Here is a 23679-nt window from a genome sequence, read left to right on the forward strand (position 1 = left end):
ACGCACATATCCCTGCACATGAAAATGAAGGGCGCCCAAGTACTCCGTTACCAACGGAGTGCTCGGCCTCGCTATGGCCGGCTGTTTTCAATCCGGCAGCAGCAGGCGCTGGTCGATGCGGAAGAGCCGACCGTCGCCGAGGAGATGGGCGGAAAAGCCGAGGCCGAACAGCGGCCGGAAGGCGGCGTCGCGGACATTGAGGCCGCCAGCATAAGCGCCCATCGCCGGCATGACGCAGCGGCTCGGCGACAGCGCAAAGCAGCGCCGGCGCAGCGCCCGGCCGCGCATGCGGACCTTGGCGGCGGGGTGCAGATGCCCGGCGATCTCCGGCAGCGCACCGGCCGGGCTCGGCTCGTGCCGCAGCCTGACGCCGCGCAGATCGAGCTCGTCGGCTACCCACCCGCCCATCGCAGCCGAGATCATCGGATCGTGGTTGCCGCTGATCCAGAGCCAGTCGCGGCCGGCCTGGAAGGCCCGCAGTGTCGATAAGCAGCTCTCGTCGATCCGCGCCTCGGCGCCGCGGTCATGGAAGGAATCGCCCAGCGCGATCACGCGGGCCGGCTGGTAGCGCAGGATCGCAGCGCCGAGCAGCCGCAGCGTCGCGGCGGAATCATAGGGCGGCAGCAGCACGCCGCGCGCTGCATAGGCCGAGCCCTTCTCCAGATGCAAATCGGCGATGACGAGCGTGCGCTCATCCGGCAGATAGAGCGCGCCGGAGAGATCGGGCACGGCAGCCAGCCGGCCGAGCATGAAGGCTTCGGCTGCCACCTCTCCCGTTTCCTTCGCCGCCAGGTTCACGCCATCGCCTCTTCGAGCATCTGCGCTTCCGCCTCGGCCAGGATCTCGTCGGCCGCTTCGCCATGGACCGCCTCGCGTCCGATCTCCAGCATGACCGAGACCGAGAGCGGCGATACGTGATCGAGCGGCTGATGCACGATTCGCCCGCTGATCCGTGTCAGCATCTGACCCAGGCGGCCGATGTCGAGCAAGCCCGTCGCCGCATCGGCGCGGGCGGCGCGTAAGAGTACATGGTCGGGCTGGTGCCGGCGCAGCACGTCGTAGACGAGGTCGGTCGAGATCGTCACCTGCCGCCCGCTCTTCTCCTGGCCGGGAAAGCGCCGCTCGATCAGGCCGCCGATCACGGCGCAGGAGCGGAAGGTCCGCTTCATCAGCGCCGATTCGGCCAGCCACTCCTCGAGATCGTCGCCGAGCATGTCCTGCGAAAAGAGCTCGTCGAGCGAGAGCGCCCCGCGCGCGATCGCCGCCGCCATGTCGCCGAGCGTCCAGACACCAAGGCCATAATCGTTGCAGACGAAGCCGAGCGGCTTCAATCGCGCCCGCTCCAGCCGGCGCGTCAGCAGCATGCCGAGCGTCTGGTGGGCGAGCCGGCCCTCGAACGGGTAGGCGACGAGGAAGAAACGTCCGGCCCGCGGAAAGGTCTCGACCAGGAGCTCGCCCGGCTTGGGCAGGCGCGATTTCAGGCGCTGCGCATGCAGCCAGGACGCGACTTCGTCCGGCAGCTTCGCCCATTCCTTCGGCGTCGCCAGGATGGCGCGCACGCGCGCAGCGAGGAAGGTCGAAAGCGGAAACTTGCCGCCGGCATAGGAGGGAATTTTGGGGTCGGTGCCGGCGGCGGTGCGCGAGCAGACCACCTCGTTCTCGACGATGCCCTCGAAGCGCAGCACCTCGCCGGCGAAGATGAAGGTGTCGCCCGGCGTCATCGTCTCGGCGAAGTACTCCTCCAGCTCGCCGAGCATGCGCCCGCCGCGGCTGAGCATCTGTTGACCGCCGGGGCGGGCCGGCCGCGAGCGGCCGAGCCGGACCTTGAGCATGGTCGATTCGACGATGGTGCCGACATTCATCCGATATTGCTGGATCACGCGGGCATTGCTGGCGCGATAGATGCCATCCTTGCTCCGCCGGAGCTTGGCGAAGCGCTCATAGCTCTTCAGCGCGTAGCCACCGGTCGCGACGAAATCGACCACCGCGTCGAAATCGGCACGTGCGAGGTCGGCATAGGGCGAGGCTGTCAGGACCTCCCGATAGAGCGCATCGGGCTCGAAACCGTCGGAGCAGGCGACCCCCAGCACATGCTGGGCGAGCACGTCGAGCGCCCCTAACCGCGGCGGCGGCGTGTCCTGCGCCGCCTCCGCCACTGCATCGAGCGCGGCGCGGCATTCGAGCAATTCGAAGCGGTTCGAGGGCACCAGCAGCGCCTGCGAGGGCTCGTCCATGCGATGGTTGGAGCGGCCGATGCGCTGCATCAGGCGGCTCGCCCCCTTGGGCGCGCCGACATTGATGACGAGGTCGACATCGCCCCAGTCGATGCCGAGATCGAGCGTCGCGGTGCAGACCACGGCTTTCAGCTTGCCCGCCGCCATCGCCGCCTCGACCTTGCGGCGCTGGCCGACATCGAGCGAGCCGTGATGCAAGGCGATCGGCAGCGTCTCCTCGTTCACGCTCCACAGCGCCTGGAACATGAACTCGGCCTGCATGCGGGTATTGACGAAGACAAGCGTCAGCTTGTGGGCCTGGATCGCGGCGTAGATGTCGTCGACGGCATGAGCGGTGATATGCCCCGCCAGCGGCAGCCGCCGCTTGGTGTGCATGATCCCGATCTGCGCTTGCGCGCCGCCCTTGACGGTGACGAGGCCGGACGGCGTGCCGGCACCGCCGAGATAGGCCTGCAGATCGGCCGGCTCGCGCACCGTAGCCGAGAGGCCGACCGCGCTCATCCCAGGCGCCAGTGCGCGCAGGCGGGCGAGATCGAGCGAGAGCAGGTCGCCGCGCTTGGAGGTGACGAGCGCGTGCAATTCGTCGAGCACGACACGGCGGAGCCCTGAGAAGAACGGCTTGGCATCGCGATGCGAGACCAGCAGCGCGAGCTGTTCCGGCGTGGTCAAAAGGATGTCCGGCGGGCGCTCGATCTGGCGGGCGCGCTTGGCCGGCGAGGTGTCGCCGGTGCGGGTCTCGACTTTGACGTCGAGCCCCATTTCCCGGATCGGCGTCTCCAGATTACGGGCGATGTCGACGGCGAGCGCCTTCAGCGGCGATACATACAGCGTGTGCAGTCCCTCGCGCCCGCCGCCGCGCTGGGTCAGCTCGACCAGCGAGGGCAGGAAGCCGGCGAGCGTCTTGCCGGCGCCGGTCGGCGCGACCAGCAGGGTCGAGCGCCCGGCCCGGGCTTCCTCCAGCAAAGCGAGCTGATGCGCTCGCACGCTCCAGCCGCGGCTGGCGAACCAGGCTGAGAAGGCCGGTGGGAGAGGCGAGGGCGCATCCATCGAGCGACAGAGATAGGCTCTGCCGAACGAAAAGGGAACGGCGGCTTTGCGTCATTCTCGGTTGACGTGCACGTCGAGTCGGCGGTCTCGTGATGAGGACGCGATGGTCGATGGCCCATTCGGCTTGAGATGCTCGGGGCAAGCCCGAGCATGACGCCAGCTTCAGCGTTCCGCGATCACGATCAGCCCTGGCACCGGCTCACCACGGTCGATCCGGGTGCTCTGCTGCTCTACGACCACTGGTTTCAGCCCGGCCTCGCCGAGCTTTTCCCTGATCCAGCCCTCGGCATGGGCGAAGCGCCGGTCTTGGCCGACGGTGATGCCCTCGCCCTCATGGCTCTGCACGGTGAAGGCGAGGAGGCCGCCGGCTTTGAGCACGCGCGCGCTCTGATGGAAGCACGGCGCGAGGTCGCCGAGATAGACGAAGACGTCGGCGGCAATGACGAGATCGGCCGAGGCGTCGGGCCGGCTCGCCAGGAAGGCGGTGAGGCCGGCGGTGGCGAGCTTGTCGTAGAGCGGGCCGCCGCCTTCGCGCATCTTGGTCTGTGCCTTGGCGATCATGCGCGGCGAGAGATCGCAGCCGGCGAGGAAGTCCGTCTCCGCCCGGATCGCTTCGCCCATCAGCCCGGTACCACAGCCGAGGTCGTAGACCGCCTCGAAATGCAAGGGCCGGCCGGCCTGTTCGCAGTGGCGAGCCAGCGCCTCCTTCAGCAGCGCCGGCGCCTGATATTGCAGCGTGCCGACGAGATGGCTGTCGAAGCGCTCGGCATAGCCGTCGAACAGTGCCCCCGAAAAATTCTCCGAGGTCGCCTGCTCGGCGGCGAGCGCGCCGATGCGGGCGAGGTCGAGCTTGGCGCCGACATGATCGTTCGGGTCGAGGTCGAGGCATTGCCGCCAGGCGGTCGCGGCCTCCTCATTGTGGCCGAGCGCTTCCTGGGCCAGCCCGTAGAGATGCCAGGCGGCGGTGAAACCGTAGTTCTCGGCGAGCGTTTGATCGAGGATGTCGATCGCCGCCTGCGGGTCGCCATCCTTCAATGCCGCCTCGGCCCAGGCATAGCGACGGTCGAGACGCTCGTCGCCGGAACTGGCGGAGTACACGCTGCTGCCCTTTTCGATCATGCTGCGGGTTTACCGGAGGCAGATGACACTGGCCAGACGATGAAGCCTTCCGATCTGCTGACGCCGACGCCGGCGGGGCTCTATTGCCCACCGGCCGACATCTACATCGATCCGGTCCGCCCGGTGGCGCGGGCGCTGATCACCCACGGCCATTCCGACCATGCCCGCGCCGGCCATGGTGCCGTGCTGGCGACACGCGAGACGCTGGCGATCATGGCGTTGCGCTATGGCGAGGCGTTCACCGGTACGCAGCAGGTGGTAGCGCCCGGCGAAAGCGTCCGCATCGGTGCGGTTGATTTCCGCTTCGTCCCGGCCGGCCATGTCCTCGGTTCCGCCCAGATCGTGGTCGAGCACAAGGGCCTGCGCATCGTCGTCTCCGGCGACTACAAGCGCGAGCGCGACCCGACCTGCGCGCCCTTCGAACCGGTCACCTGCGACGTCTTCATCACCGAGGCGACCTTCGGCTTGCCGGTGTTTCGCCATCCGTCGGCGAATGCCGAGACCGCGAAGCTCATCGATTCCGTTCGGCTCTTCCCCGATCGCACCCATATCGTCGGCGCCTATTCGCTGGGCAAGGCGCAGCGATTGATGGCGCTGATCCGCGAGGCCGGTTACGAGCGGCCGATCTATATCCATGGCGCGGTTGAAAAGATCACGGAGCTCTATCAGGCCGAAGGCATCCCGCTCGGCGAGATCCGCAAGGTCGAGCCAGGCGAGCGCAAGGGCGAGGGACGCAAGGCATTTGCCGGCGAGATCGTCATCTGCCCGCCGAGTGCGATCCAGGACCTCTGGTCGCGCCGCTTCCCCGATCCGGTCACCGCCTTCGCCTCGGGCTGGATGCGGGTCAGGGCGCGAGCCCGCCAGAAGGGCGTCGAGCTGCCGCTGATCATCTCCGACCATGCCGATTGGGACGACCTCCAGGCGACGATCCGCGAGGTCCAGGCGAACGAGATCTGGATCACCCATGGTGAGGCCGAAGCGCTGGCGCATTGGTGCGGCACGGTCGGCCTCAAAGGCATGCCGCTCCACCTCGTCGGTTATGGTGACGAGGGCGAAGCCGAGCCTGAAGTCAAACCGGCCGAGGCAGTCCCATGAACCGCTTTGCCTGGCTGCTCGACCGCCTCGCCTATGAGCCGCGCCGCAACGGCAAGCTCGCGCTGATCGCCGATTACCTGCGCACCACGCCCGATCCCGATCGCGGCTATGCGTTGGCGGCGATGACCGGCGGGCTGGTCTTCCAGAACGCCAAGCCCGGCCTGATCCGCGCTCTGATCGCCGAACGCACCGACCCGGTGCTGTTCGCACTCTCCTACGACTATGTCGGCGACCTCTCCGAGACGGTCGCGTTGATGTGGCCTAGCTCTTCCCTTCCCCCTTGTGGGGAAGGGAGAGGGATGGGGGTGGCTCCGCCTGGTGAGTGCTCAACTAGTCGTTCGCCCCCCACCCCAACCCCTCCCCACAAGGGGGAGGGGCTTCCTGCAGAGCCCGGTCACAATCGCGCGCCGCTCACGCTTCCCGATGTCGTCGCCGGCCTGCAAAAGTCCGGCAAGACCGAGATGCCGAGCCTGATCGCCTCCTGGCTCGATGCGCTCGACGAAACCGGCCGCTGGGCCCTGCTCAAGCTGATTACTGGAGCCCTGCGCATCGGAGTCTCCGCTCGGCTCGCCAAGACCGCTGCCGCGAGCCTCGGTGGCATTCCGGCCGACGAGGTCGAGCAGGTCTGGCACGGGTTGGAGCCGCCTTACACAGCGCTCTTCGCTTGGCTGGAGGGCAGGGCGCCGCGGCCGGAGGCGACCGATCCGGCGCCGTTCCGCCCGGTCATGCTCTCGCATGCGATCGAGGACAGCGATTTCGACAAGCTCGATGCGGGCGAGTTCGCGGCCGAATGGAAATGGGACGGCATCCGCGTCCAGGCCGTCGCCGGCACGCGGGCCGATGGCAGCCGCACCGTCCGGCTCTATTCCCGCACCGGCGAGGAGATCGGCGGCGCTTTTCCCGATCTGACCGAGGCGCTGACTGAGGATGGTGCGATCGACGGCGAGTTGCTGGTGATGCGGGACGGCGTCGTCCAGAGCTTCAACACGCTCCAGCAGCGGCTCAACCGCAAGCAGGTCACTGCCAAGATGCTTGCCGAATTCCCCGCCCATATCCGCGCCTACGACCTTCTGGCCGAGGGCGACGATGATCTGCGGGCCCATCCCTATACCGAGCGGCGCACGCGGCTTGAAGCCTTCCTCGGCAGGCTCGACAGCACCCGTTTCGACCTCTCGCCGCGCATTCACTTCGCGAACTGGGAGGAGCTGACCGAGGCCCGCGCCGACCCGGCTTCTGCCGGGGCTGGCGCCGATGCCGAGGCGGTCGAGGGCTGCATGCTGAAGCGGCTCGATTCGCCCTATCTGCCCGGCCGCCCCAAGGGCTACTGGTACAAATGGAAGCGCGATGCCCGGCTGGTCGACTGCGTGCTGATGTATGCCCAGCGCGGCCACGGCAAGCGCTCCTCCTTCTATTCCGACTACACCTTCGGCGTCTGGCGGGTCGGGGAGGCGGGCGCGGACGAGCTGGTGCCGGTCGGCAAGGCCTATTTCGGCTTCACCGACGAGGAACTGCTCGAGATCGACCGCTATGTCCGCAAGAACACGCTGAACCGCTTCGGCCCGGTGCGCGAGGTGACGCATACGCTCGTGAGCGGTCTCGTCTTCGAGGTGGCGTTCGAGGGGCTGCAGCGCTCGACGCGGCACAAATCCGGCATTGCCATGCGCTTTCCCCGCATCAGCCGCATCCGCTGGGACAAGCCGCCGGGCGAGGCCGACCGGATCGAGACGCTGGAGGCGCTGCTGCCTGCAAACTAGCGATCCTTTGTGGCTCCCTGCGATTGGAGCATTGACAGGGTCAGATGGCGGGCGCTTGAACTTTCAAGGGGAATCGCGCCGGCATCTTGCCGGGCATCGGCGCGCGGAGGGCATGATGACACGGATCGTGATCGCGGATGATCATCCGCTCTTCCGCGGCGCCTTGCGCCAGGCGGTCTCGCACGGGCTGGCGGGCTCGGAGGTCAGCGAGGTCGGCTCGCTCGAGGCGCTCGGCCAGGCGCTCGCCGAAGCCTCGGACATCGACCTCATCCTGCTCGATCTCAGCATGCCGGGCGTGCAGGGCTTTTCCGGCCTGCTCTTCCTGCGCGCCTCCTATCCCGAGATCCCGGTGATCGTGGTCTCGGCCAATGACGATCCGGCGGTGATCCGCCGCTGCATCGAGTTCGGCGCACTCGGCTTCCTGCCCAAGACCGCCGAGGTCGCGCAGATGGGCGAGGCGATCCAGGCCGTGCTCGATGGCGGCGTCTGGACCCCGCCGGGCGTCGATCTCTCCGCCCCGGTCGACCATGAGACCGCCGACATGGTCCGCCGCCTAGCGACGCTGACACCGCAGCAGGTGCGCGTCCTGATGATGCTGTCCGAGGGGCTGCTCAACAAGCAGATCGCCTATGAGCTCGGTGTCTCCGAGGCGACGGTGAAGGCGCATGTCTCGGCGATCCTGACCAAGCTCAACGTCGACAGCCGCACCCAGGCCGTGATCGCCGCCGCCAAGATCGCCGGCGCTGGCTGGGCGGCGCAGGGCGCTTCGGCGACGAGCTGAGCGCGCAGCGGTTGACGGCGGCGTTCAGGCCCGGTTCAAGCGGGGTCTGATTTGTCTCTCGCGGTCGATCCGAAGGGGATTCCCATGGCCAATGGCGGTGGCACCGAGCGTTTCCTGGGCGGTTCCGTCCTCAGCGTCCTCGTGCGCCTGTTCTTCATCTCGCTGCTGGTCGGCGCGGCCATGGCTTTCCTCGGCCTGTCGCCGCGTGGCCTGTTCGACTCGGCGCTGCGCTTTGTCCGCTCGCTCACCGATATGGGCTTCGATGCGGTCCGCGAGGTCGGCGGCTGGGCCCTTGCCGGCGCGCTGGTCGTCGTGCCGCTCTGGCTGATCAGCCGCCTCTTCGCCTCGAAGCGATAGGAGCGAGGTCGGCTTCGATCCGCGCTTGCCCCAGGGCGAGCCCGGTTTCGGCTGGCGCATCGATCAGCAGATGAGGTCGCCGGAATCATGATCGACACCGTCCTGGCAGCGAGGCACGGTAGTCAGCGATGAAGACGGTCATCGACTCCACCAACGCGTTGATCGACGGGCTCGCGGCGATACGCCGGCAATACGGCGTGCCCGAGCATTTTCCGCCAGACGTTCTTGCGGCGGCGGAGACGGCGGCGCAACGAGTGCCGACAAAGCATGTCGATCGGACCGATCTGCGCTTCGCCACGCTCGATCCCGCGACATCAACGGATCTCGACCAGGCTTTCGCCATCGAGCGCAGCGGCGCTGACCTGCTGCTCCATTACGCCATCGCCGATGTCGCCTGGTTCGTGGATGATGGCGGCGTCATCGATCAGGAGGCCTGGCGGCGCGGCAGCACGATCTACCTGCCTGACGGCAAGGCCGGGCTCTATCCACCGGTCCTCGCCGAGGGAGCTGCCAGCCTGTTGCCTGCGGGCCCCAGGCCGGCCGTGATCTTCACGACCAGGATAGACCCCGACGGGAATGTCCATCTCGACGGTGCCGAGCGCGCCATCGTTCGCAACACCGCAAAGCTCGCCTATGAAACCGTGGGCGAGACAGATCTGCCGCCCGATTTCGCGGAGCTGGCGCGCCGCATCGAAGGCGCCGAGAGCCGACGGGGCGCAGCGCGCGTGGACCCGCCCGAGCAGGAAGTCGCTCCTGTGGAAGGCGGCGGCTTCCAGCTGCTCTTCCGCCCGCGCCTGTTGGCCGAGGATCGGAACGCGGCCTTGTCCCTGGCCAGCAATGTCGCCATCGCCAACGCGCTTCTGACGGCGCGGACGGGACTGTTTCGGGTCATGCCCGAGCCGGATCAAAAGGCTGTCATGCGCCTGCGCCAGACCGCACGGGCCCTAGGGCTGGATTGGCCGGACACGGCACCGCTCGCCGAATTCGAGAAGACGCTCGACCCCGCCGACAGCAGTCACGCAGCCTTCATGCTGGCGGTGCGCAGGGCCAGCGGCGGCGCAAGCTATGTTCCCTATCGCGAAGGCTCGGTGCCCTGGCACGCGCCGATGGCGGCGACCTATGCGCACGCCACCGCTCCGTTGCGCCGCCTCGCCGATCGCTACGTGATCAGCGCCACCCTTGCGGTCGCGAACGGGCAAGCGGTGCCCGCGACAGTGACGGCCGCCTTCGAGACGCTTCCTGCCGTGATGGGAAGGGCCGATGCCCGCGACGGGCAGATCGAGCGCGCCGTAGTCAGCCTCGCCGAAGCCCTGATGCTCCAGGGGCGTGAGGGGCAGTCCTTCGAGGCTGTCGTGACCGACACGGATGATCACGCTCTGCGGATCCAGCTCTGCGACTTACCCGTGATCGCGCGCGTTCGTGGGCAGGGCGAAAAGCCGGGTGACAGGATCCGAGTCCGCCTCACGGCCGCCGACCCGTTACAGCATACGATCAGCTTCGAGCGGATAGGCAGCGGGCCATGACCCTGCGAGGTATGGCCTGGCAGCCGGCTCGGCCAAGTTGCGGGTCCGAGTGATCACAGCCTGCGGCGGCGCCAAGGACCGCCCGCCACCTATAGAGGGCCGTCGGATCTGCCGCCTCAGCCCATCTCGCCGCGCGCAATCGCCTCGGCGTCGCGCCCGACCAGGGCGTCAAGCCGCGGCAGCCCGGCCTTGCGCACCTGCATGTCGAGCCCGCGCTTGACCTCGCCGACCAGCCCCGGCCCCTTGAACACCATCGCCGAATAGAATTGCACCAGGCTCGCCCCGGCCCTGATCTTGGCGAAGGCGGTTTCGGCGGAATCGATGCCGCCGACGCCGATCAGTGGGAATCGCCGCTCCACGCGCAGAAAGGTTTCGGCGAGGATGCGGGTCGAGGCCGCAAAGAGCGGCTTGCCCGAGAGGCCGCCGGTCTCGGCCTTGTTGCCGCTGCGCAGGCTTTCGGGCCGCGCGATCGTGGTGTTCGAGACGATCATGCCGTCGACCTTGCGGCGGCGGGCGACCGCGACCATGCCGTCGAGCTCGGGCATGGAGAGGTCGGGCGCGATCTTGATCAGCACCGGCGTCGGCTTGCTCCCGGCATTGGCCTCATCGCGGGCGGCGAGGGTACGCGCGATCAGGTCGTCGAGTGCGCTCTCGGCCTGCAGGTCGCGCAGGCCGGGCGTATTCGGCGAGGAGACGTTGACGGTCAGGAAGTCGGCGAGCGGGGCCAGTCTCCCCGCCAGCACCGCATAATCGGCGCTGCGGTCGGCCGACTCCTTGTTGGCGCCGAGATTGACGCCGACGATGCCGCCCTTCTTCCGGCGTGCGGCGAGCCGCGCCGCGACCGCCTCCATGCCTTCGCTGTTGAGGCCGTAGCGGTTGATCACCGCCTCGTCTTCGGGCAGGCGGAAGACACGCGGGCGCGGATTGCCCGGCTGCGGCAGCGGTGTCACCCCGCCGATCTCGACGAAGCCGAAGCCGAGCCCGAGCGCGCCGTCGATCGCCTCGCCATTCTTGTCGAAGCCGGCCGCAAGCCCGACCGGATTGGAAAAGCGCAGGCCGAAGGCCTCGACCGCCAGCGACGGTGCATCGGCGGCCGGCCGCAACGGCGGCGCGGCGGCGAGGGCCGCGATCGTCAGCCGATGCGCCTGCTCAGCGTCGAGCTTGTGGATCAGCGGCCGCGCCAGGCCGAACAGCGCTCCGATCACGCGACATCCTCCGGCAAGACATCCTCTGGAAACACATGGCTGGCTTCGCCCGACGGCAGTGGCGCGATCCAGCGCGCCTGCCTCGGGTCGAGCGTGGCATAGAGATGCGGGAACAGCGCCCCGCCGCGCGAGGGCTCGTAACGCAAGGCCCCGCCGAACGCGGCGTCGTCGAAGGCGATCAGCAGCAGCCCGTCCTGGCCGGCGAAATGCCTGGCCGCGGTCTCGCGGACTTGCGATCCAGTCGAGAAATGGATGAAGCCGTCGGCGAGGTCGACCGGCGCTCCCTGGAAGAGGCCTGCGGCCTCGGCTTCGCGCCAGAGCGCCTCGGGACAGATCTTGTAGATGAGCGGCATGGCGCTGGACATATCGCCTGATGGCCGTCGGCAAAAGGGGAAAGCGTGTCGCGCCGGGCCGGTTCCCGGATTTCTTCAGCTGGGGGCTGGCAGCAAGCACGAATCAGATTGAATTCTTATCGAATAGGGGATATTTCCTATTTCAATCCCCGCTTTGCGCCGGCACCATCAGGAACGAGGCCTCTCCGCGATGCTGTCACATGACCAGATCTGGAGCGCGATCGATACGCTCGCCCAGCGCTACGGCCTGACGCCGTCGGGCCTCGCCCGCAAGGCCGGGCTCGACGCCACCACCTTCAACCGCTCGAAGCGCGTCGGCGCCGACGGGCGCGAGCGCTGGCCCTCGACCGAATCGATCGCCAAGATCCTCTCCGCCACCGGCGCCTCCTTCGACGAGTTCATGAACGTGCTGCGCCGCGGCGTGCCTCCGGCGCACACGATCCCGGTGATCGGCTTCGCCCAGGCGGGATCCGGCGGCTTCTTCGACGATGGCGGCTTCCCAGCCGGCTCGGGCTGGGACGAGGTCGCCTTTCCCGGCCTGCAGGACGAGAAGGCCTATGCGCTCGAGATCGCCGGCGATTCGATGCTGCCGCTCTATCGCGACGGCGACACCATCATCGTCTCGCCCGGCGCGGCGATCCGGCGCGGCGACCGGGTCGTGGTCAAGACCGTCGAGGGCGAGGTGCTGGCCAAGCAGCTCAGGCGCCAGACCGCGAAGACGGTCGAACTCGCCTCGCTCAACCCCGAGCATGCCGACCGGGTGCTGGCGCTCGCCGAGATCGCCTTCATGGCGCGGGTGATCTGGGCGAGCCAGTAGTGCGTCGGCCGGCGCCCGGCCGATCTCACGCCGCCGCGCGCCGGGCCGGCAGCGACACCGTGAACACCGCGCCGACCTCGGACGGCTCCAGCGCGATCATCCCGCCATGCAGCCGCACCAGCTCTGCGGCGATGGCAAGGCCGAGGCCGGTGCCGCCAGGATTGACCGAGCCGCGGAAGGCCTGGAACAGGTTGTCGCGCGCCCGCGGCGGCACGCCCGGCCCGTTGTCGGCGATGCGCAGGACGATCTCCTCATGGCGCCGGCCGGCACTGATCCTGAGTGCCGGCGTCCGTTCGCCGGCTTCCGCGATCCCGTCGAGTGCCTGGATGGCGTTGCGCATCAGGTTGGAGAGCACCCGCGCCATCTGGTCGGGATCGCAAGGGGCGATCACCTCGGCCGGCACCTCGTTGGCGAAGGCGATCGTGCCGTTCTCGCCGAGGCCGAGCAGTTCGGCCTGCTCAGCGACAAGCTGGCGCAGTGCCACATTGCGCAAGGCCGGCGTCGCCTCGGCAGCCCGGCCATAGGCGAGCGTCGCCTGGCAGAAATCGATGGCGCGCCCGAGTGTCGCGATCAGGCGCGGCGCGAAGCGCCGGATCTTCGGATCGCGCGTCTCGGTCAGCCGGTCCGACATCAATTGCGCTGCGGCCAGCATGTTGCGCAGGTCGTGATTGATCTTGCTGACGGCGAGGCCGAGCTCGGCGAGGTGCTTCTTGGCGCGAAGATCGTCGGCGAGTGTCGCCTGCATGCGCGCCAGCGCCCGCTGGGCCTCGCCGATCTCGTCGGCCCGCTCGGTCGGCTCGATGATCCGGCGCGGATTCTCCGGGTCGTGCTCGAATTCCATCACATTGGCGGCGAGGTGCCGGATCGGCTGCACGATCAGCCAGTTCAGGGTGAGATAGACCAGCCCGGCCGTCAGGATCGAGATGATCAGCGTGACCAGCGTCAGATTGACCGAGAATTTCAGCATGGCGCGGTGCAGCGGCCGCTCGTCGATGACGATCTCGACGAAGTCGGCGGCGCCGACCGCCTGCCCGACCACCCGGATCGGCATCTCATGCGAGGGGCTGACCAGCGTCGCCACCGATTCGACGATAGACTGCATCCAGCTCTGGTCGCGCAGGTCGACGGTCCTGGCGACCTCATGCGGCATCGAATCGAGGCTGAGCAGGCGGCGCGCGCCGCCGACACGGGCGGCGATGGCGGAGGCGCCGACGCCGGCGAGCAGCCGCTCCTCGCTGCCCTCGGGCAGGCCCTCGGCCGGGGCGTTTTCGAGCACGAGCACGGCGATCTGCGCCGCCGCGAGCCGATCGTTCAGCCAGTTGCGCCGGAAGTTCGCGACCGAGGGCAGGTAGATCAGCACCTCGGCCAGCATCACGAACAGGATGGTCAGGACCAGCAGCTTGGCCGAGAGGCCGAGCTGGGTCGGCCCGCGCGCTACGCTGATCGACAGGGTGTTGGGATCGAACCGTCTTACTGACATCAACAGCCAGTCTATCCGAAACGGCTGAGGAAGCCGATGAGGCGGCGGATGCCCGGCTTTGCCGCGAGCGGTGCGTGGAAGGACAGCGCCGCTTTCTGCGACAGCTCCGACAGGCTTTGGGATGGCGCGATCAGCCCGGCCATCTCCTTGACGTTCACCCGCTTCTGGACGGCGAGGCTCCAGGGCACGATCAATTCGGCCGCCTGGGCTCCGGCGATGACGACGCCGAGAATGCCGCCCTTGCGGTCGGTCATCAGCTTGATCAGCCCTTCTGTCTGCCGCTCGGCCTGGGCGCGTCCGCTCTCGGCATAGGGAAAGCGCAGCACCCGGATCTCGCCCTGCGCGCGCGCCTGCGTCTCGCTCAGGCCGACGCTCGCCAATTCGGGCCGGCCATGGACGGTACGCGGTACCCATTCGCGCCTGAGGCGGGTGGGCTGGCGGAACAGCGCATTGCGGAGCACGAGGCCGGCCTGATGCTGCGCGGCTTGGCTGGACATCGACCCGGCCGCCGCGCCGCCGGCACAATCGCCAATGGCGTAGATGTTGCGATTGGCGGTCCGCAGCGAGGTGTCGACGACGATGCCAGTCTCGTCGCTGCGGACGCCGGCGAGGTCGAGTTCCAAGCCTGCGATATTCGGCCGGCGCCCATTCGCGACCAGCAGATGCGTGCCGTCGACCTTGATGTCGCCGTCGAGCACGAGGCGGGGGCGCTGGCGATGGCTCTCTGCCCGCAGGATCGGCCGGCCTTCATGCAGGGCGATGCCGTCGCCGAGCAAGGCCCGACGGAGCACCCCGACCGCTTCGGGATCCTCGTCCAGCAGGAGCCCGTCCCGGGCGATCAGGGCGACCTCGCTGCCGAGTGCGCGCATCGCCTGCGCCAGCTCGACCGCAGCCGCCGCGCCGCCGAGCACGATCAGCCGCTCGGGGCGTTTCGCTAGCTCGAAGATGCTGTCCTCGGTCAGGAACGGCAGCTCGGCCAGGCCCGCAATGTCGGCCAGTGCCGGTAGCGATCCGGTCGCAACGACGAAGCGCCGCGCCTTGATCACGCTCTCGCCGACGGCGATCTGGCGGCGGTTCTGGAAACGCACCTCGCCCTTGAGCACGAGCACGCCCAGGGCAGCGAGGCGTTCGTCAGAGTCGTTCGCGGCCGATCTTGCCGACACCTGGTCGAGATGGGCGCGCACGCGCCCGTAATCGATCTCGCCAGCCCCCGCTGCGATGCCGAAGGCCTGGGCACCCGCGATGGCCCGCGCGCGCTCGGCTACGGCGCGCAGGGCCTGGCCGCGTGCGCCCTCGCCGAGGGCAAGCGCGCTGCCGCTCTGCCTGACCAGCACCGTCCGGACACCGAACAGCGCGGCAGCCGTCGCGACGGCGAGCCCGCCGGGGCCATCGCCGATGACGCAGATGTCCGGCGTCAGCGGCTCCTTGCTGGCTGCTGGGCTGGCGGTTTGGCTCACGCCGCGTCTCCCGGTCGCTATCTCGCTCGTGCAGATGCGTTGCCGCTGCGGCGGAATCAAGTTCGCGATCAACGATAGTAGGCTGGAAGCGGCCGATATCGGCAAGAAGATGGGGGCTCAGGCGATCTTGCGCGGCTCGTCGCCCTTGCTGAACTCCGACACCGGCTGCGGCCGGCCGAACAGATAGCCCTGGGCGCGCTGGGCGCCGAGCAACTGCACCGCCATGCGCTGCGCCTCGGTCTCGATCCCTTCGACCACGACGTTCATCGACAGGCGCCGCGCGAGCTGGCAGACCGCTTCGATCACCGCCTTGGAGGCCTCGTCGCTGTTGACGTCGCGGCTGAAGCTCTGGTCGATCTTCACCTGCGAGAACGGGTAGGTCGAGAGATAGGCGAGGGAGGAATAGCCCGTCCCGAAATCGTCGAGCGCGAACTTCACACCGATCGCGCGCAACTCGTTGATGACCTCGAGGGTCGTCTTGTTGTCCTCGATCAGCAGCGATTCCGTGACTTCGAGCGTCAGGCGGCCCGGCGCGAGATGGGCGAGCAGCAGCGCATTCTTGACGGTCTCGACGATCCGGCGCGGCTCGCGGAACTGCAGTGGCGAGATGTTGACGGAGACGCCGATGCCGCCGGGCCATTTCGCCGCGTCGCGGCAGGCCTGGCGGATCGCCCAGTCGCCCATGCCGGCGATCAGGCCGGATTGCTCGGCGATCGGGATGAAGATGCCGGGCGGCACCATGCCGCGTGTCGGATGCCGCCAGCGCATCAGCGCCTCGCGCGTCACGATCTCCTGCGTGCGCAGGTCGATGATCGGCTGGTAGTACAGCTCCAGCGCGCCTTCGGTGGTCGCCTGGCGCAGGTCGACCTCGATCTCGTGGCGTTCGAGCATCTCCTCGGCCATGGCCGGATCGAAGAAGGTCGCGGTGTTGCGGCCGGCCGCCTTGGCCTTGTAGAGCGCGGTGTCGGCATGGCGCAGCAGGTCGGCTGGCGTTGCGCCGTCGGCAGGTGCGAGCGCGATGCCGATGCTGGCGGTGACGTAGACGGTCTTGGTCTCCAGCTCGAAGGCGCGGTCCATCGCCTCGATCATGCGCTGCGCGATCATCCGGACCGTCGCGACGTCGGTCGCCGGCAGGATCAGCACGAACTCGTCGCCGCCGAAGCGGGCGAGAAGGTCGTTGTGGCGGATCGCGCTCTTCAGCCGCGCCGCTGTCTGAACCAGCACCCGGTCGCCGATGTCGTGGCCGAGATTGTCGTTGACCTGCTTGAATCCGTCGAGGTCGATATAGAGCAACGCGAAGGTCTCGCCGGTCCGTTCCTGCCGGCGGAAGGCCTCGGCGAGCTGCGAATTGAACTCGAAGCGGTTGGCGAGCCCGGTCAGCTCGTCGAAGCGCGCCATCTGCTCGATCCGTGCCTCGGTCGCCTTCCGCTCGGTCGCATCCTCGGTGAGCATCAGCACGCCGCCCTCGGCCGCGGGTGCGATGGTGACGACGAGCATGCGGCCGTTACGCGACTGCAATTCGTAGATGGCCGCCTGCTGCGTCGCCTGGACGCCGTCGAGGGCCGCCTTGATGTCGCGGACCTGCTCGGGCGTCATCACCTGCCGCTCGACCAGGAAGCGCGCGATCGCGCTGATCGGCGTGCCCGGCAGGGCGAGTGTCTCCGGAATGCCGTAAAGGGCTGCATGCGGCGCGTTCGAGACCGCGAGGTCGAGCTTGCGGTCGAACATCGCCAGGCCGTGGATCATCGTGTTGAGCGCGGCGTCGAGCGTCAGGTTCTGCGAGCGCAGCGCCGTCGCCAGCGCCTTGGACTGCTTGGTCGCGTCGCTCAGCGCCAGCAGGTTGCGATGCAGCGAGTTGGTGATCGCGATGTTGGCGACGACATAGAGGAAGGCGAAATAGCCGATGTACTGGTAGTACGGGTTGTGCGCCTGGATCAGGCCGACCGCCATCGGCACGCAGAAGGTCAGCAGCTGGACAGCGACGAATTTCGGCCGCCCGGCATTGCGCGCGACATAGCCGGAGGCGAGCGCGATCGTCGACGACACCGAGGTGATGTGGGCTGCGGGATCGTCCGTCCAGGCCAGCGCTGCATAGCAGCTGAAGCCGAGGACTGCGCTGAACACGGTCGCGCCGAAGAAATATTCCCGATCCCAGCGCGTGGTCTGGGCGAGCGTGTCCTCGGAATGATCGAGCCGGCGATAGCGGACCACGGTGATGATCCGCATGACGACGACCAGCGCGACGCAGATCGTCAGCACCATGAACAGCTCGGCCCGGGTCGCGATCCAGCACAGGAAGGGCGTGAGGATGCCGGCGATCCCGCCGGGGATGATCGAGCCCGGCGAGGAGAACAGCGAGGAGACCAGCAGGCGATAATCGGCGAGGTCGACCGCGCTCCGGCCGTCATGCCCGGCCGGCTGCTCCGCGATCGCTCTGTCGGCGCTGGCGCTATGCAACCGGTTCGCCACTCCCGCCATCCACTCCTGCCTCGTGACGGTCACTGGAGAGGCGGGTGAACGACCCCATCCTTTGCCGCATCATCTAACGGCTTTAAGAGGGAAAGGTAAAAGTTTCATGAGGGTTACGCGGCGGAGTCGCGCGATCGACGCGAACGCCGACCGCGCCGGGACTTTCCGCTCTCCGCTCAGGCGGCGCCGGCGTGGGCGAGCGCCTCCTCGGGGCCGCGCTGGTAGACGCGCGCCAGCATGCGGTCCTGCGTCTGGGCGATGCGCTGCAGCTTGGAGATCGCGCTCGGGTGCAGGCGCAGCATGCAGTCGGTCCAGAGCTGGCCGAGATATTCGAGCTCCTCGCGCAGGTTGCCGGCACGGCGGTTGAAGGCCGAGAACAGGGCGGTGCGCGCCGCGTGGATCGGCAGCGAGTCGGAGGCGTATTTGCGGATCCAGTCCTCGCCCGTGCCGGTCGGCACCACCGCTTCCAGCCCGCCGGCCGCCAGGAACTCGGCCGCGCTCATCTCCTCGCCGGATTGCAGCATGTGCTCGGCAGCGCGCGGGCCCATCCGGCGCGACAGCACGCCGACAGCGGTGATCGGGAAATGGTTGAACTTGATCTCGGGGTAGACGAACGAGGCCTGCTCCTCGGCGATCATGATGTTGCATGAGCGCGGCGCGTCGATGCCGCCGCCGATCGCCTTGGCGTGGATCGTCGACAGGGTGATGGCCATGCCGTTGAGGCCGCTGGCATTGCGCAGCGCACCTTCGACCGAGAGCCTGGCATATTCCGCCAAGGCCGGGCGGTCGTTCTTGGCGAGGCAGTCGAGATAGAAGTCGAGATCGCCGCCGAGGGTGAAGAACGGCCCCGTGCCGCGGAAGGCGAGGAAGCGCACCGGCGCGTTGTGATACTGGTCCGGCGCACCCCAGAGGTCGATGATCGATTGCTGCACCTTGCCGAGGCTCTCGAGCAGCTGCAGCGTGAAGACCGGCTTCAGCTCCGGCTTGATGGTGACCCAGAGCAGGCGCAGCTCCTGCTCATAGGCGAGCTGGACCTCCGGCAGGAAGCCGGCGTGATGGCGGATCGCCTCGATCACCTCTCCACCGGCGAGCTCGGCAGCGGCCTGTCCACCTGCCGTCGGTGCATAGCTCTGAAACATCGTCTCGTCTCCGCCTCGTCTCGCACCCCTCGACGCCGCCAAGGGTAGAGAAAGTTAATAATCTGTAAACGCAAACTGCCGGAAATGGTTAATTTCGTTAAACTTTGTCCGTTAATGCCGAAGTCGGCTCATGGCCTGGAAACGCATCCATCGGTTGTCCTGCTGTCGCCGCTATCGTTGCCGTCGATGCACGCAATGGGCGTGCCAGCATATCACTCGTCGGTCAGGGTTGCCGAGATAATAAAAATTTTACCAATCGCAGCGGGATCTTGCGGGCCGTCGGGTGCGGCGGGCGGCGATGTGCCGTTCGGGCGGGCGGCGGGGAGGCGCCGGCTGCCTTGGGGCAGGGCTGTCCCATCCGGAGACCGGCAGCGCCGCAGTTGTGCCGCAATCGATCGTGCAAGGAAGGTTGTGTCGCCGCCCCGGTCTTGTCCGGGCCGGGTTGAGCGGCTAACCATGAACCAACGCCTGCCGCCCCAGGGTTGCAGGCATTCCCACGAGCTGACGCCTTGAGCCGCCAGACCGAAGCCGAGGATGAGAGAAGGGCGCGCCTCGCCGCCGCCCTCCGCGAGAATCTCAAGCGCCGCAAGGCGCAGGCAAGGGCTCGGCGCGCCTCGGACACGACGGCCGAGGACACGCCGCCGCCCACCCAGGCCGACTCCCCCCGGTCCTGATCCCACCCTTTCCGGCCGGCATCTCCCGCCGGCTGTCCAGCAGGACGAGCCCTATGGACCGTATCCGCATCACCGGCGGCCAGCGCCTCAATGGCGTCATTCCGATCTCAGGCGCGAAGAATGCGGCGCTGCCGCTGATGATCGCGAGCCTCCTCACCGACGAGACGCTGACGCTGACCAATGTCCCGCGCCTCTCCGACGTCAGCGCGCTCTCGCGTATTCTCTCCAATCACGGCGTCGATCGTTCGGTCGCCGGCAAGCGCATCGGCCAGAGCGCCGAGACCGGCCAGACGGTGGCGCTGACCGCGCGCCAGATCGTCGACACCTGTGCGCCCTATGAGCTGGTCTCGACCATGCGGGCGAGCTTCTGGGTGATCGCGCCGATCCTGGCCCGCATGGGCGAAGCCAAGGTCTCGCTGCCCGGCGGCTGCGCTATCGGCACCCGCCCGGTCGACCTGCTGCTGATGGCGCTGGAGCGCCTCGGCGCCACCATCACCATCGAGGGCGGCTACGCGCTGGCCCGCGCCCCGAAGGGCCTCAAGGGCGCCGAGATCGTTTTCCCGAAGGTCACGGTCGGCGGCACCCATACCGCGCTGATGGCCGCTGTCCTTGCCGACGGCACTACGGTGATCGAGAACGCGGCGCGCGAGCCCGAGGTGGTCGACCTCGCCGTTTGCCTGAACAAGATGGGCGCCAAGATCGAAGGGGCCGGCACCTCCACCATCACCATCCACGGCGTCTCGCGCCTCGGCGGCGCTCATCATGCCGTGCTGCCGGACCGGATCGAGACCGGCACCTATGCCATGGCTGTGGCGATGACCGGCGGCGACGTCCTGCTCGAAGGCGCGCGCGCCGACCTGCTGCAGGCGGCGCTGGACGTGATGAGCCAGGCCGGCGTCGACGTTTCCGAGACCAATGAAGGCATCCGCGTCCGCCGCAATGGCGCCGCGCTGGAACCGGTCGACGTCACCACCGATCCGTTCCCGGGCTTCCCGACCGATCTCCAGGCCCAGCTCATGGCGCTGATGACCAAGGCCAAGGGCACTTCGCGCATTCGCGAGACGATCTTCGAGAACCGCTTCATGCATGTGCAGGAGCTCGCCCGGCTCGGCGCCAAGATCCGGCTCGACGGTGATGCGGCCTATGTCGACGGCGTCGAGAAGCTCACCGGCGCCCCGGTGATGGCGACCGATCTGCGCGCCTCGGTCTCGCTGGTCATCGGCGGCCTCGTCGCCGAGGGCGAGACGATGATCAACCGCGTCTACCATCTCGACCGCGGTTTCGAGGCGCTCGAGGCCAAGCTCGGCCGTTGCGGCGCGCAGGTCGAGCGCATCAGCGGTTGACGATAGGCGATAGCCTCGCCAGATAGGGCCTGGAGCATTTTCGAGCGAAGTGGACACCGGTTCGCGTGAAGAAAATGCGATAAGACAAGAGTCTCCATGTCCGATCCCGCCGCCGAGCCGCTGAAGCTGATCGCCCTGGACACCGACGACCTGTCGGTGATCTCGGCACATCTGCAGGATGCGGTGCTGAAGCGCGGCGACATCGCCTGGCTGCCGGGCGAGAAACGCTTCGCCTTGGCGCTGCGCCGTTTTGACTGGGAAGGCGCGGCGCAGGGGCAGAAGCGCCGCCGGCTCTCCGCCTTGCATTTCGAGCGCGTCACGGCCGCCCGCAGCACCAAGATCGCGGCGGGCGACGCCGTGCTCAGCCTGCTCGCGGTCACCTTCACCGGGAGCGACGACCCGGCCGGGCAGGTGACCCTGCATTTCTCCGACGGCGCCGCCATCCGCCTCGATGTCGAGTGCATCGAGGCGCAGATGAAGGATCTCGGTCCGATCTGGGAAGCCGTCGCGACGCCTGCCCACCCGGACGCCGGCTGAACCACACCTGCGGTCAGGATATCCCCATGCCGATCAGGCTTGACGCACGCGACGCCGGTTTCGAGCGGGAGTTTTCTGCCCTGCTCGCGATGAAGCGCGAGGTTTCCGAGGACGTCGACCAGGTCGCCGCCGCGATCATCGCCGATGTCCGCGCCCGCGGCGATGCGGCGCTGATCGACTACACCGAGCGCTTCGACAAGCTCACCTTGACGCCGCAGACCCTGCGCGTCACCGACAGCGAGATCGAGGCGGCCGTTGCCGCCTGCAGCCGCGAGCAGCTCGCCGCGCTTGAGACGGCTCGTGCCCGGATCGAAGCCTATCACCTGCGCCAGAAGCCGGCCGATTCCTGGTCGCGCGATGCGCTCGGGGTCGAGAGCGGCTGGCGCTGGAGCGCGGTCGAGGCCGTCGGGCTTTATGTGCCCGGCGGCACGGCAAGCTATCCCTCCTCTGTGCTGATGAATGCGGTGCCGGCCAAGGTCGCCGGGGTCGAGCGCCTCGTCATGGTCGCGCCGACGCCGCGCGGCGAGGGCAATCCGCTGGTGCTCGCCGCGGCCAGGCTCGCCGGCATCGACGAGATCTACCGGATCGGCGGGGCGCAAGCTGTCGCCGCGCTCGCCCATGGCACCGCGACGATCGCGCCCGTCGCCAAGATCGTCGGGCCCGGCAACGCCTATGTCGCCGCCGCCAAGCGCCGGGTCTTCGGCACGGTCGGCATCGACATGATCGCCGGCCCCTCGGAAGTGTTGGTCCTGGCCGATGCCAGTGCCAATCCCGACTGGATCGCCGCCGACCTGCTCGCCCAGGCCGAGCACGACACCGCCGCCCAGTCGATCCTGATCACCGACGATGCGGTGCTGGCCGACGCCGTCGAGCGCGCGGTCGAAGGGCAGCTCAAGACGTTGCCGCGCGCCGAGATCGCGGGCGCAAGCTGGCGCGACTTCGGCGCGGTCATCCTGGTCGAAGCGCTCGGCAAGGCGATCCCGCTGGTCGATCGGCTCGCGCCGGAGCATCTGGAGATCATCGCCGCCGACGCCGAGGGGCTGGCCGGGCGCATCCGCAATGCCGGGGCGATCTTCCTCGGCGGGCATACGCCCGAGGCGATCGGCGACTATGTCGGCGGCTCGAACCATGTCCTGCCGACCGCCCGCTCGGCCCGCTTCTCCTCCGGACTCGGCGTCCCCGATTTCATGAAGCGTACCTCGCTGCTGAAATGCGATCCCGAGGCGTTGCGGGCGCTCGCCGGCGCCGCGACCGAGCTTGCCGAGGCCGAGGGCTTGCAGGCTCACGCGCGTTCCGTGACGATCCGACTCAACGGCTGACGACAGGCAGGCGATTCTGCGCCTGCCCGGAGCTGGCGGAGGGGACATGTCGGAACGCAACCATCTGGTCGCCGTCACGCTCGACGAGGCCTCGCTCGGGCGCGGCAGCGCCGACCAGGAGCATGAGCGGGCCGTCGCGATCTACGACCTGATCGAGCGCAACCACTTCGCCCTGCCGGATTTCGATGGCGGTCCCTACGCCGTCCACCTTGCCCTGGTCGAACGGCGGCTCGCCTTCGAGGTGAAGAGTGCGGACGGCGCGCCGGTCGTCACCCACCATCTCTCGCTGACGCCTTTGAAGCGTATCATCAAGGACTACGAGCTGGTCTGCGACAGCTATTACGCCGCCATCCGCACCTCGACGCCCGCGCAGATCGAGGCGATCGACATGGGCCGCCGCGGCCTGCACGACGAGGCCGCGGTCCTGCTGGTCGAGCGGCTGTCGAACAAGGTCGAGATCGACAACGAGACCGCCCGCCGCCTCTTCACGCTGATCTACGCGCTGCACTGGAAGGGCTGAGCGCTTGGAGCCGCCCGTATCGCGCAAACTCCAGAGCGTACTGTTCATGTGCGCCTACAACGCGGTGCGCTCGCCCATGGCCGAGGCGCTGGCCAAGCACTTCTTCGGCAAGTCGATCTATGTCCAGTCCGCCGCCGGCAAGCGCAAGGGCGAGCTCGACCCCTTCGCGCTATCTGTCCTCGATGAGATCGGCATCGATGCGCACAAGCACAAGCCGAAGACGGTCGAGGAGCTGGAGGAATGGGAAGGGCTCAATTTCGACCTGATCATCTCGCTCTCGCCCGAGGCGCACCACAAGGCGCTGGAACTCACCCGCACCCTCGCCGCCGAGGTCGAGTACTGGCCGACCCCGGACCCGACCATCGTCCAGGGCTCCCGCGAGCAGGTGCTCGACGCCTATCGGGCCGTCCGCGACGGGTTGATGCAGCGGATCAAGACGAGATTGCGGTCCTGACC

At 68.1% G+C, this 23679-nt stretch carries 20 protein-coding genes; 11 read left to right on the forward strand and 9 right to left on the reverse strand.

Going from position 1 to position 23679, the window contains the following annotated elements:
• Nucleotides 1-87: 87 nt before the first annotated feature.
• The 3 genes from pdeM to AC3WLC_RS10965 all read right to left on the reverse strand — a co-directional run bounded on the left by pdeM (nt 88) and on the right by AC3WLC_RS10965 (nt 4379).
• Nucleotides 88-798, reverse strand: a complete 711-nt coding sequence (pdeM, locus tag AC3WLC_RS10955) for a ligase-associated DNA damage response endonuclease PdeM (protein ID WP_493683950.1) — start codon at nt 796-798, stop codon at nt 88-90.
• Nucleotides 795-3281: a ligase-associated DNA damage response DEXH box helicase gene (locus tag AC3WLC_RS10960; RefSeq protein WP_493683951.1), complete on the reverse strand. Its 2487-nt coding sequence runs from the start codon at nt 3279-3281 to the stop codon at nt 795-797. Before AC3WLC_RS10960 ends, pdeM begins: the two co-directional genes overlap by 4 nt.
• Nucleotides 3282-3443: 162 nt before the next feature.
• Nucleotides 3444-4379, reverse strand: coding sequence for a class I SAM-dependent methyltransferase (locus AC3WLC_RS10965; protein ID WP_493683952.1), 936 nt, complete (start codon nt 4377-4379; stop codon nt 3444-3446).
• 60 nt (nt 4380-4439) lie between these two features.
• On the opposite strand from AC3WLC_RS10965, the gene AC3WLC_RS10970 reads away from it, so the two are divergent.
• The 5 genes from AC3WLC_RS10970 to AC3WLC_RS10990 all read left to right on the forward strand — a co-directional run bounded on the left by AC3WLC_RS10970 (nt 4440) and on the right by AC3WLC_RS10990 (nt 9910).
• On the forward strand, nt 4440-5495 hold the full coding sequence (locus AC3WLC_RS10970) for a ligase-associated DNA damage response exonuclease (RefSeq protein ID WP_493683953.1): 1056 nt from the start codon (nt 4440-4442) through the stop codon (nt 5493-5495).
• The gene (locus AC3WLC_RS10975) at nt 5492-7249 is read left to right on the forward strand and encodes a cisplatin damage response ATP-dependent DNA ligase (protein WP_493683954.1); all 1758 of its coding nucleotides are present in this window, start codon (nt 5492-5494) and stop codon (nt 7247-7249) included. Before AC3WLC_RS10970 ends, AC3WLC_RS10975 begins: the two co-directional genes overlap by 4 nt.
• 115 nt (nt 7250-7364) lie before the next feature.
• Entirely contained in the window at nt 7365-8030 is a 666-nt protein-coding gene (locus tag AC3WLC_RS10980; RefSeq protein ID WP_493683955.1) for a response regulator, read from the forward strand.
• Nucleotides 8031-8114: 84 nt separating this feature from the next.
• A complete protein-coding gene (locus AC3WLC_RS10985; RefSeq protein WP_100961135.1) occupies nt 8115-8387 on the forward strand; it encodes a DUF6460 domain-containing protein in 273 nt (90 codons plus the stop codon).
• Nucleotides 8388-8515: 128 nt separating this feature from the next.
• The gene (locus AC3WLC_RS10990; RefSeq protein WP_493683956.1) at nt 8516-9910 is read left to right on the forward strand and encodes an RNB domain-containing ribonuclease; all 1395 of its coding nucleotides are present in this window, start codon (nt 8516-8518) and stop codon (nt 9908-9910) included.
• Nucleotides 9911-10026: 116 nt separating this feature from the next.
• Here the strand turns inward: AC3WLC_RS10990 and AC3WLC_RS10995 are convergent, their stop codons facing one another.
• Nucleotides 10027-11115, reverse strand: coding sequence for a quinone-dependent dihydroorotate dehydrogenase (locus AC3WLC_RS10995; RefSeq protein WP_493683957.1), 1089 nt, complete (start codon nt 11113-11115; stop codon nt 10027-10029).
• Complete coding sequence (locus AC3WLC_RS11000) at nt 11112-11468, reverse strand: DUF952 domain-containing protein (protein WP_493683958.1); 357 nt, start codon at nt 11466-11468, stop codon at nt 11112-11114. The genes AC3WLC_RS10995 and AC3WLC_RS11000 overlap by 4 nt, the downstream gene beginning before the upstream one ends.
• Before the next feature lie 190 nt (nt 11469-11658).
• Between AC3WLC_RS11000 and AC3WLC_RS11005 the strand changes: the two genes are divergently transcribed.
• On the forward strand, nt 11659-12285 hold the full coding sequence (locus AC3WLC_RS11005; protein WP_291673348.1) for a S24 family peptidase: 627 nt from the start codon (nt 11659-11661) through the stop codon (nt 12283-12285).
• 25 nt (nt 12286-12310) lie between these two features.
• Here AC3WLC_RS11005 and AC3WLC_RS11010 read toward each other — a convergent pair whose 3' ends face one another.
• The 4 genes from AC3WLC_RS11010 to AC3WLC_RS11025 form a co-directional block, all read right to left on the reverse strand.
• Nucleotides 12311-13765, reverse strand: a complete 1455-nt coding sequence (locus AC3WLC_RS11010) for a sensor histidine kinase (RefSeq protein WP_493683959.1) — start codon at nt 13763-13765, stop codon at nt 12311-12313.
• A gap of 11 nt (nt 13766-13776) precedes the next feature.
• Nucleotides 13777-15222, reverse strand: a complete 1446-nt coding sequence (locus tag AC3WLC_RS11015; protein ID WP_493683960.1) for a dihydrolipoyl dehydrogenase family protein — start codon at nt 15220-15222, stop codon at nt 13777-13779.
• 117 nt (nt 15223-15339) lie between these two features.
• Nucleotides 15340-17691, reverse strand: coding sequence for a putative bifunctional diguanylate cyclase/phosphodiesterase (locus tag AC3WLC_RS11020; protein ID WP_493683961.1), 2352 nt, complete (start codon nt 17689-17691; stop codon nt 15340-15342).
• 176 nt (nt 17692-17867) lie between these two features.
• On the reverse strand, nt 17868-18830 hold the full coding sequence (locus AC3WLC_RS11025) for an enoyl-CoA hydratase-related protein (protein WP_493683962.1): 963 nt from the start codon (nt 18828-18830) through the stop codon (nt 17868-17870).
• A gap of 727 nt (nt 18831-19557) precedes the next feature.
• On the opposite strand from AC3WLC_RS11025, the gene murA reads away from it, so the two are divergent.
• From murA to AC3WLC_RS11050, 5 genes are all read left to right on the forward strand, one after another.
• Nucleotides 19558-20847 (forward strand): UDP-N-acetylglucosamine 1-carboxyvinyltransferase, encoded by a 1290-nt coding sequence (gene murA / locus AC3WLC_RS11030; protein ID WP_493683963.1) that lies wholly within the window; start codon nt 19558-19560, stop codon nt 20845-20847.
• A gap of 96 nt (nt 20848-20943) precedes the next feature.
• The gene (locus tag AC3WLC_RS11035; RefSeq protein ID WP_493683964.1) at nt 20944-21384 is read left to right on the forward strand and encodes a DUF2948 family protein; all 441 of its coding nucleotides are present in this window, start codon (nt 20944-20946) and stop codon (nt 21382-21384) included.
• 26 nt (nt 21385-21410) lie between these two features.
• A complete protein-coding gene (gene hisD, locus AC3WLC_RS11040) occupies nt 21411-22703 on the forward strand; it encodes a histidinol dehydrogenase (protein WP_493683965.1) in 1293 nt (430 codons plus the stop codon).
• Nucleotides 22704-22749: 46 nt separating this feature from the next.
• The gene (locus AC3WLC_RS11045; protein ID WP_493683966.1) at nt 22750-23223 is read left to right on the forward strand and encodes a UPF0262 family protein; all 474 of its coding nucleotides are present in this window, start codon (nt 22750-22752) and stop codon (nt 23221-23223) included.
• A gap of 46 nt (nt 23224-23269) precedes the next feature.
• A complete protein-coding gene (locus AC3WLC_RS11050) occupies nt 23270-23677 on the forward strand; it encodes an arsenate reductase/protein-tyrosine-phosphatase family protein (protein WP_493683967.1) in 408 nt (135 codons plus the stop codon).
• Nucleotides 23678-23679: the final 2 nt, after the last annotated feature.

Source organism: Allobosea sp. GW821-FHT03A12 (assembly GCF_058986765.1).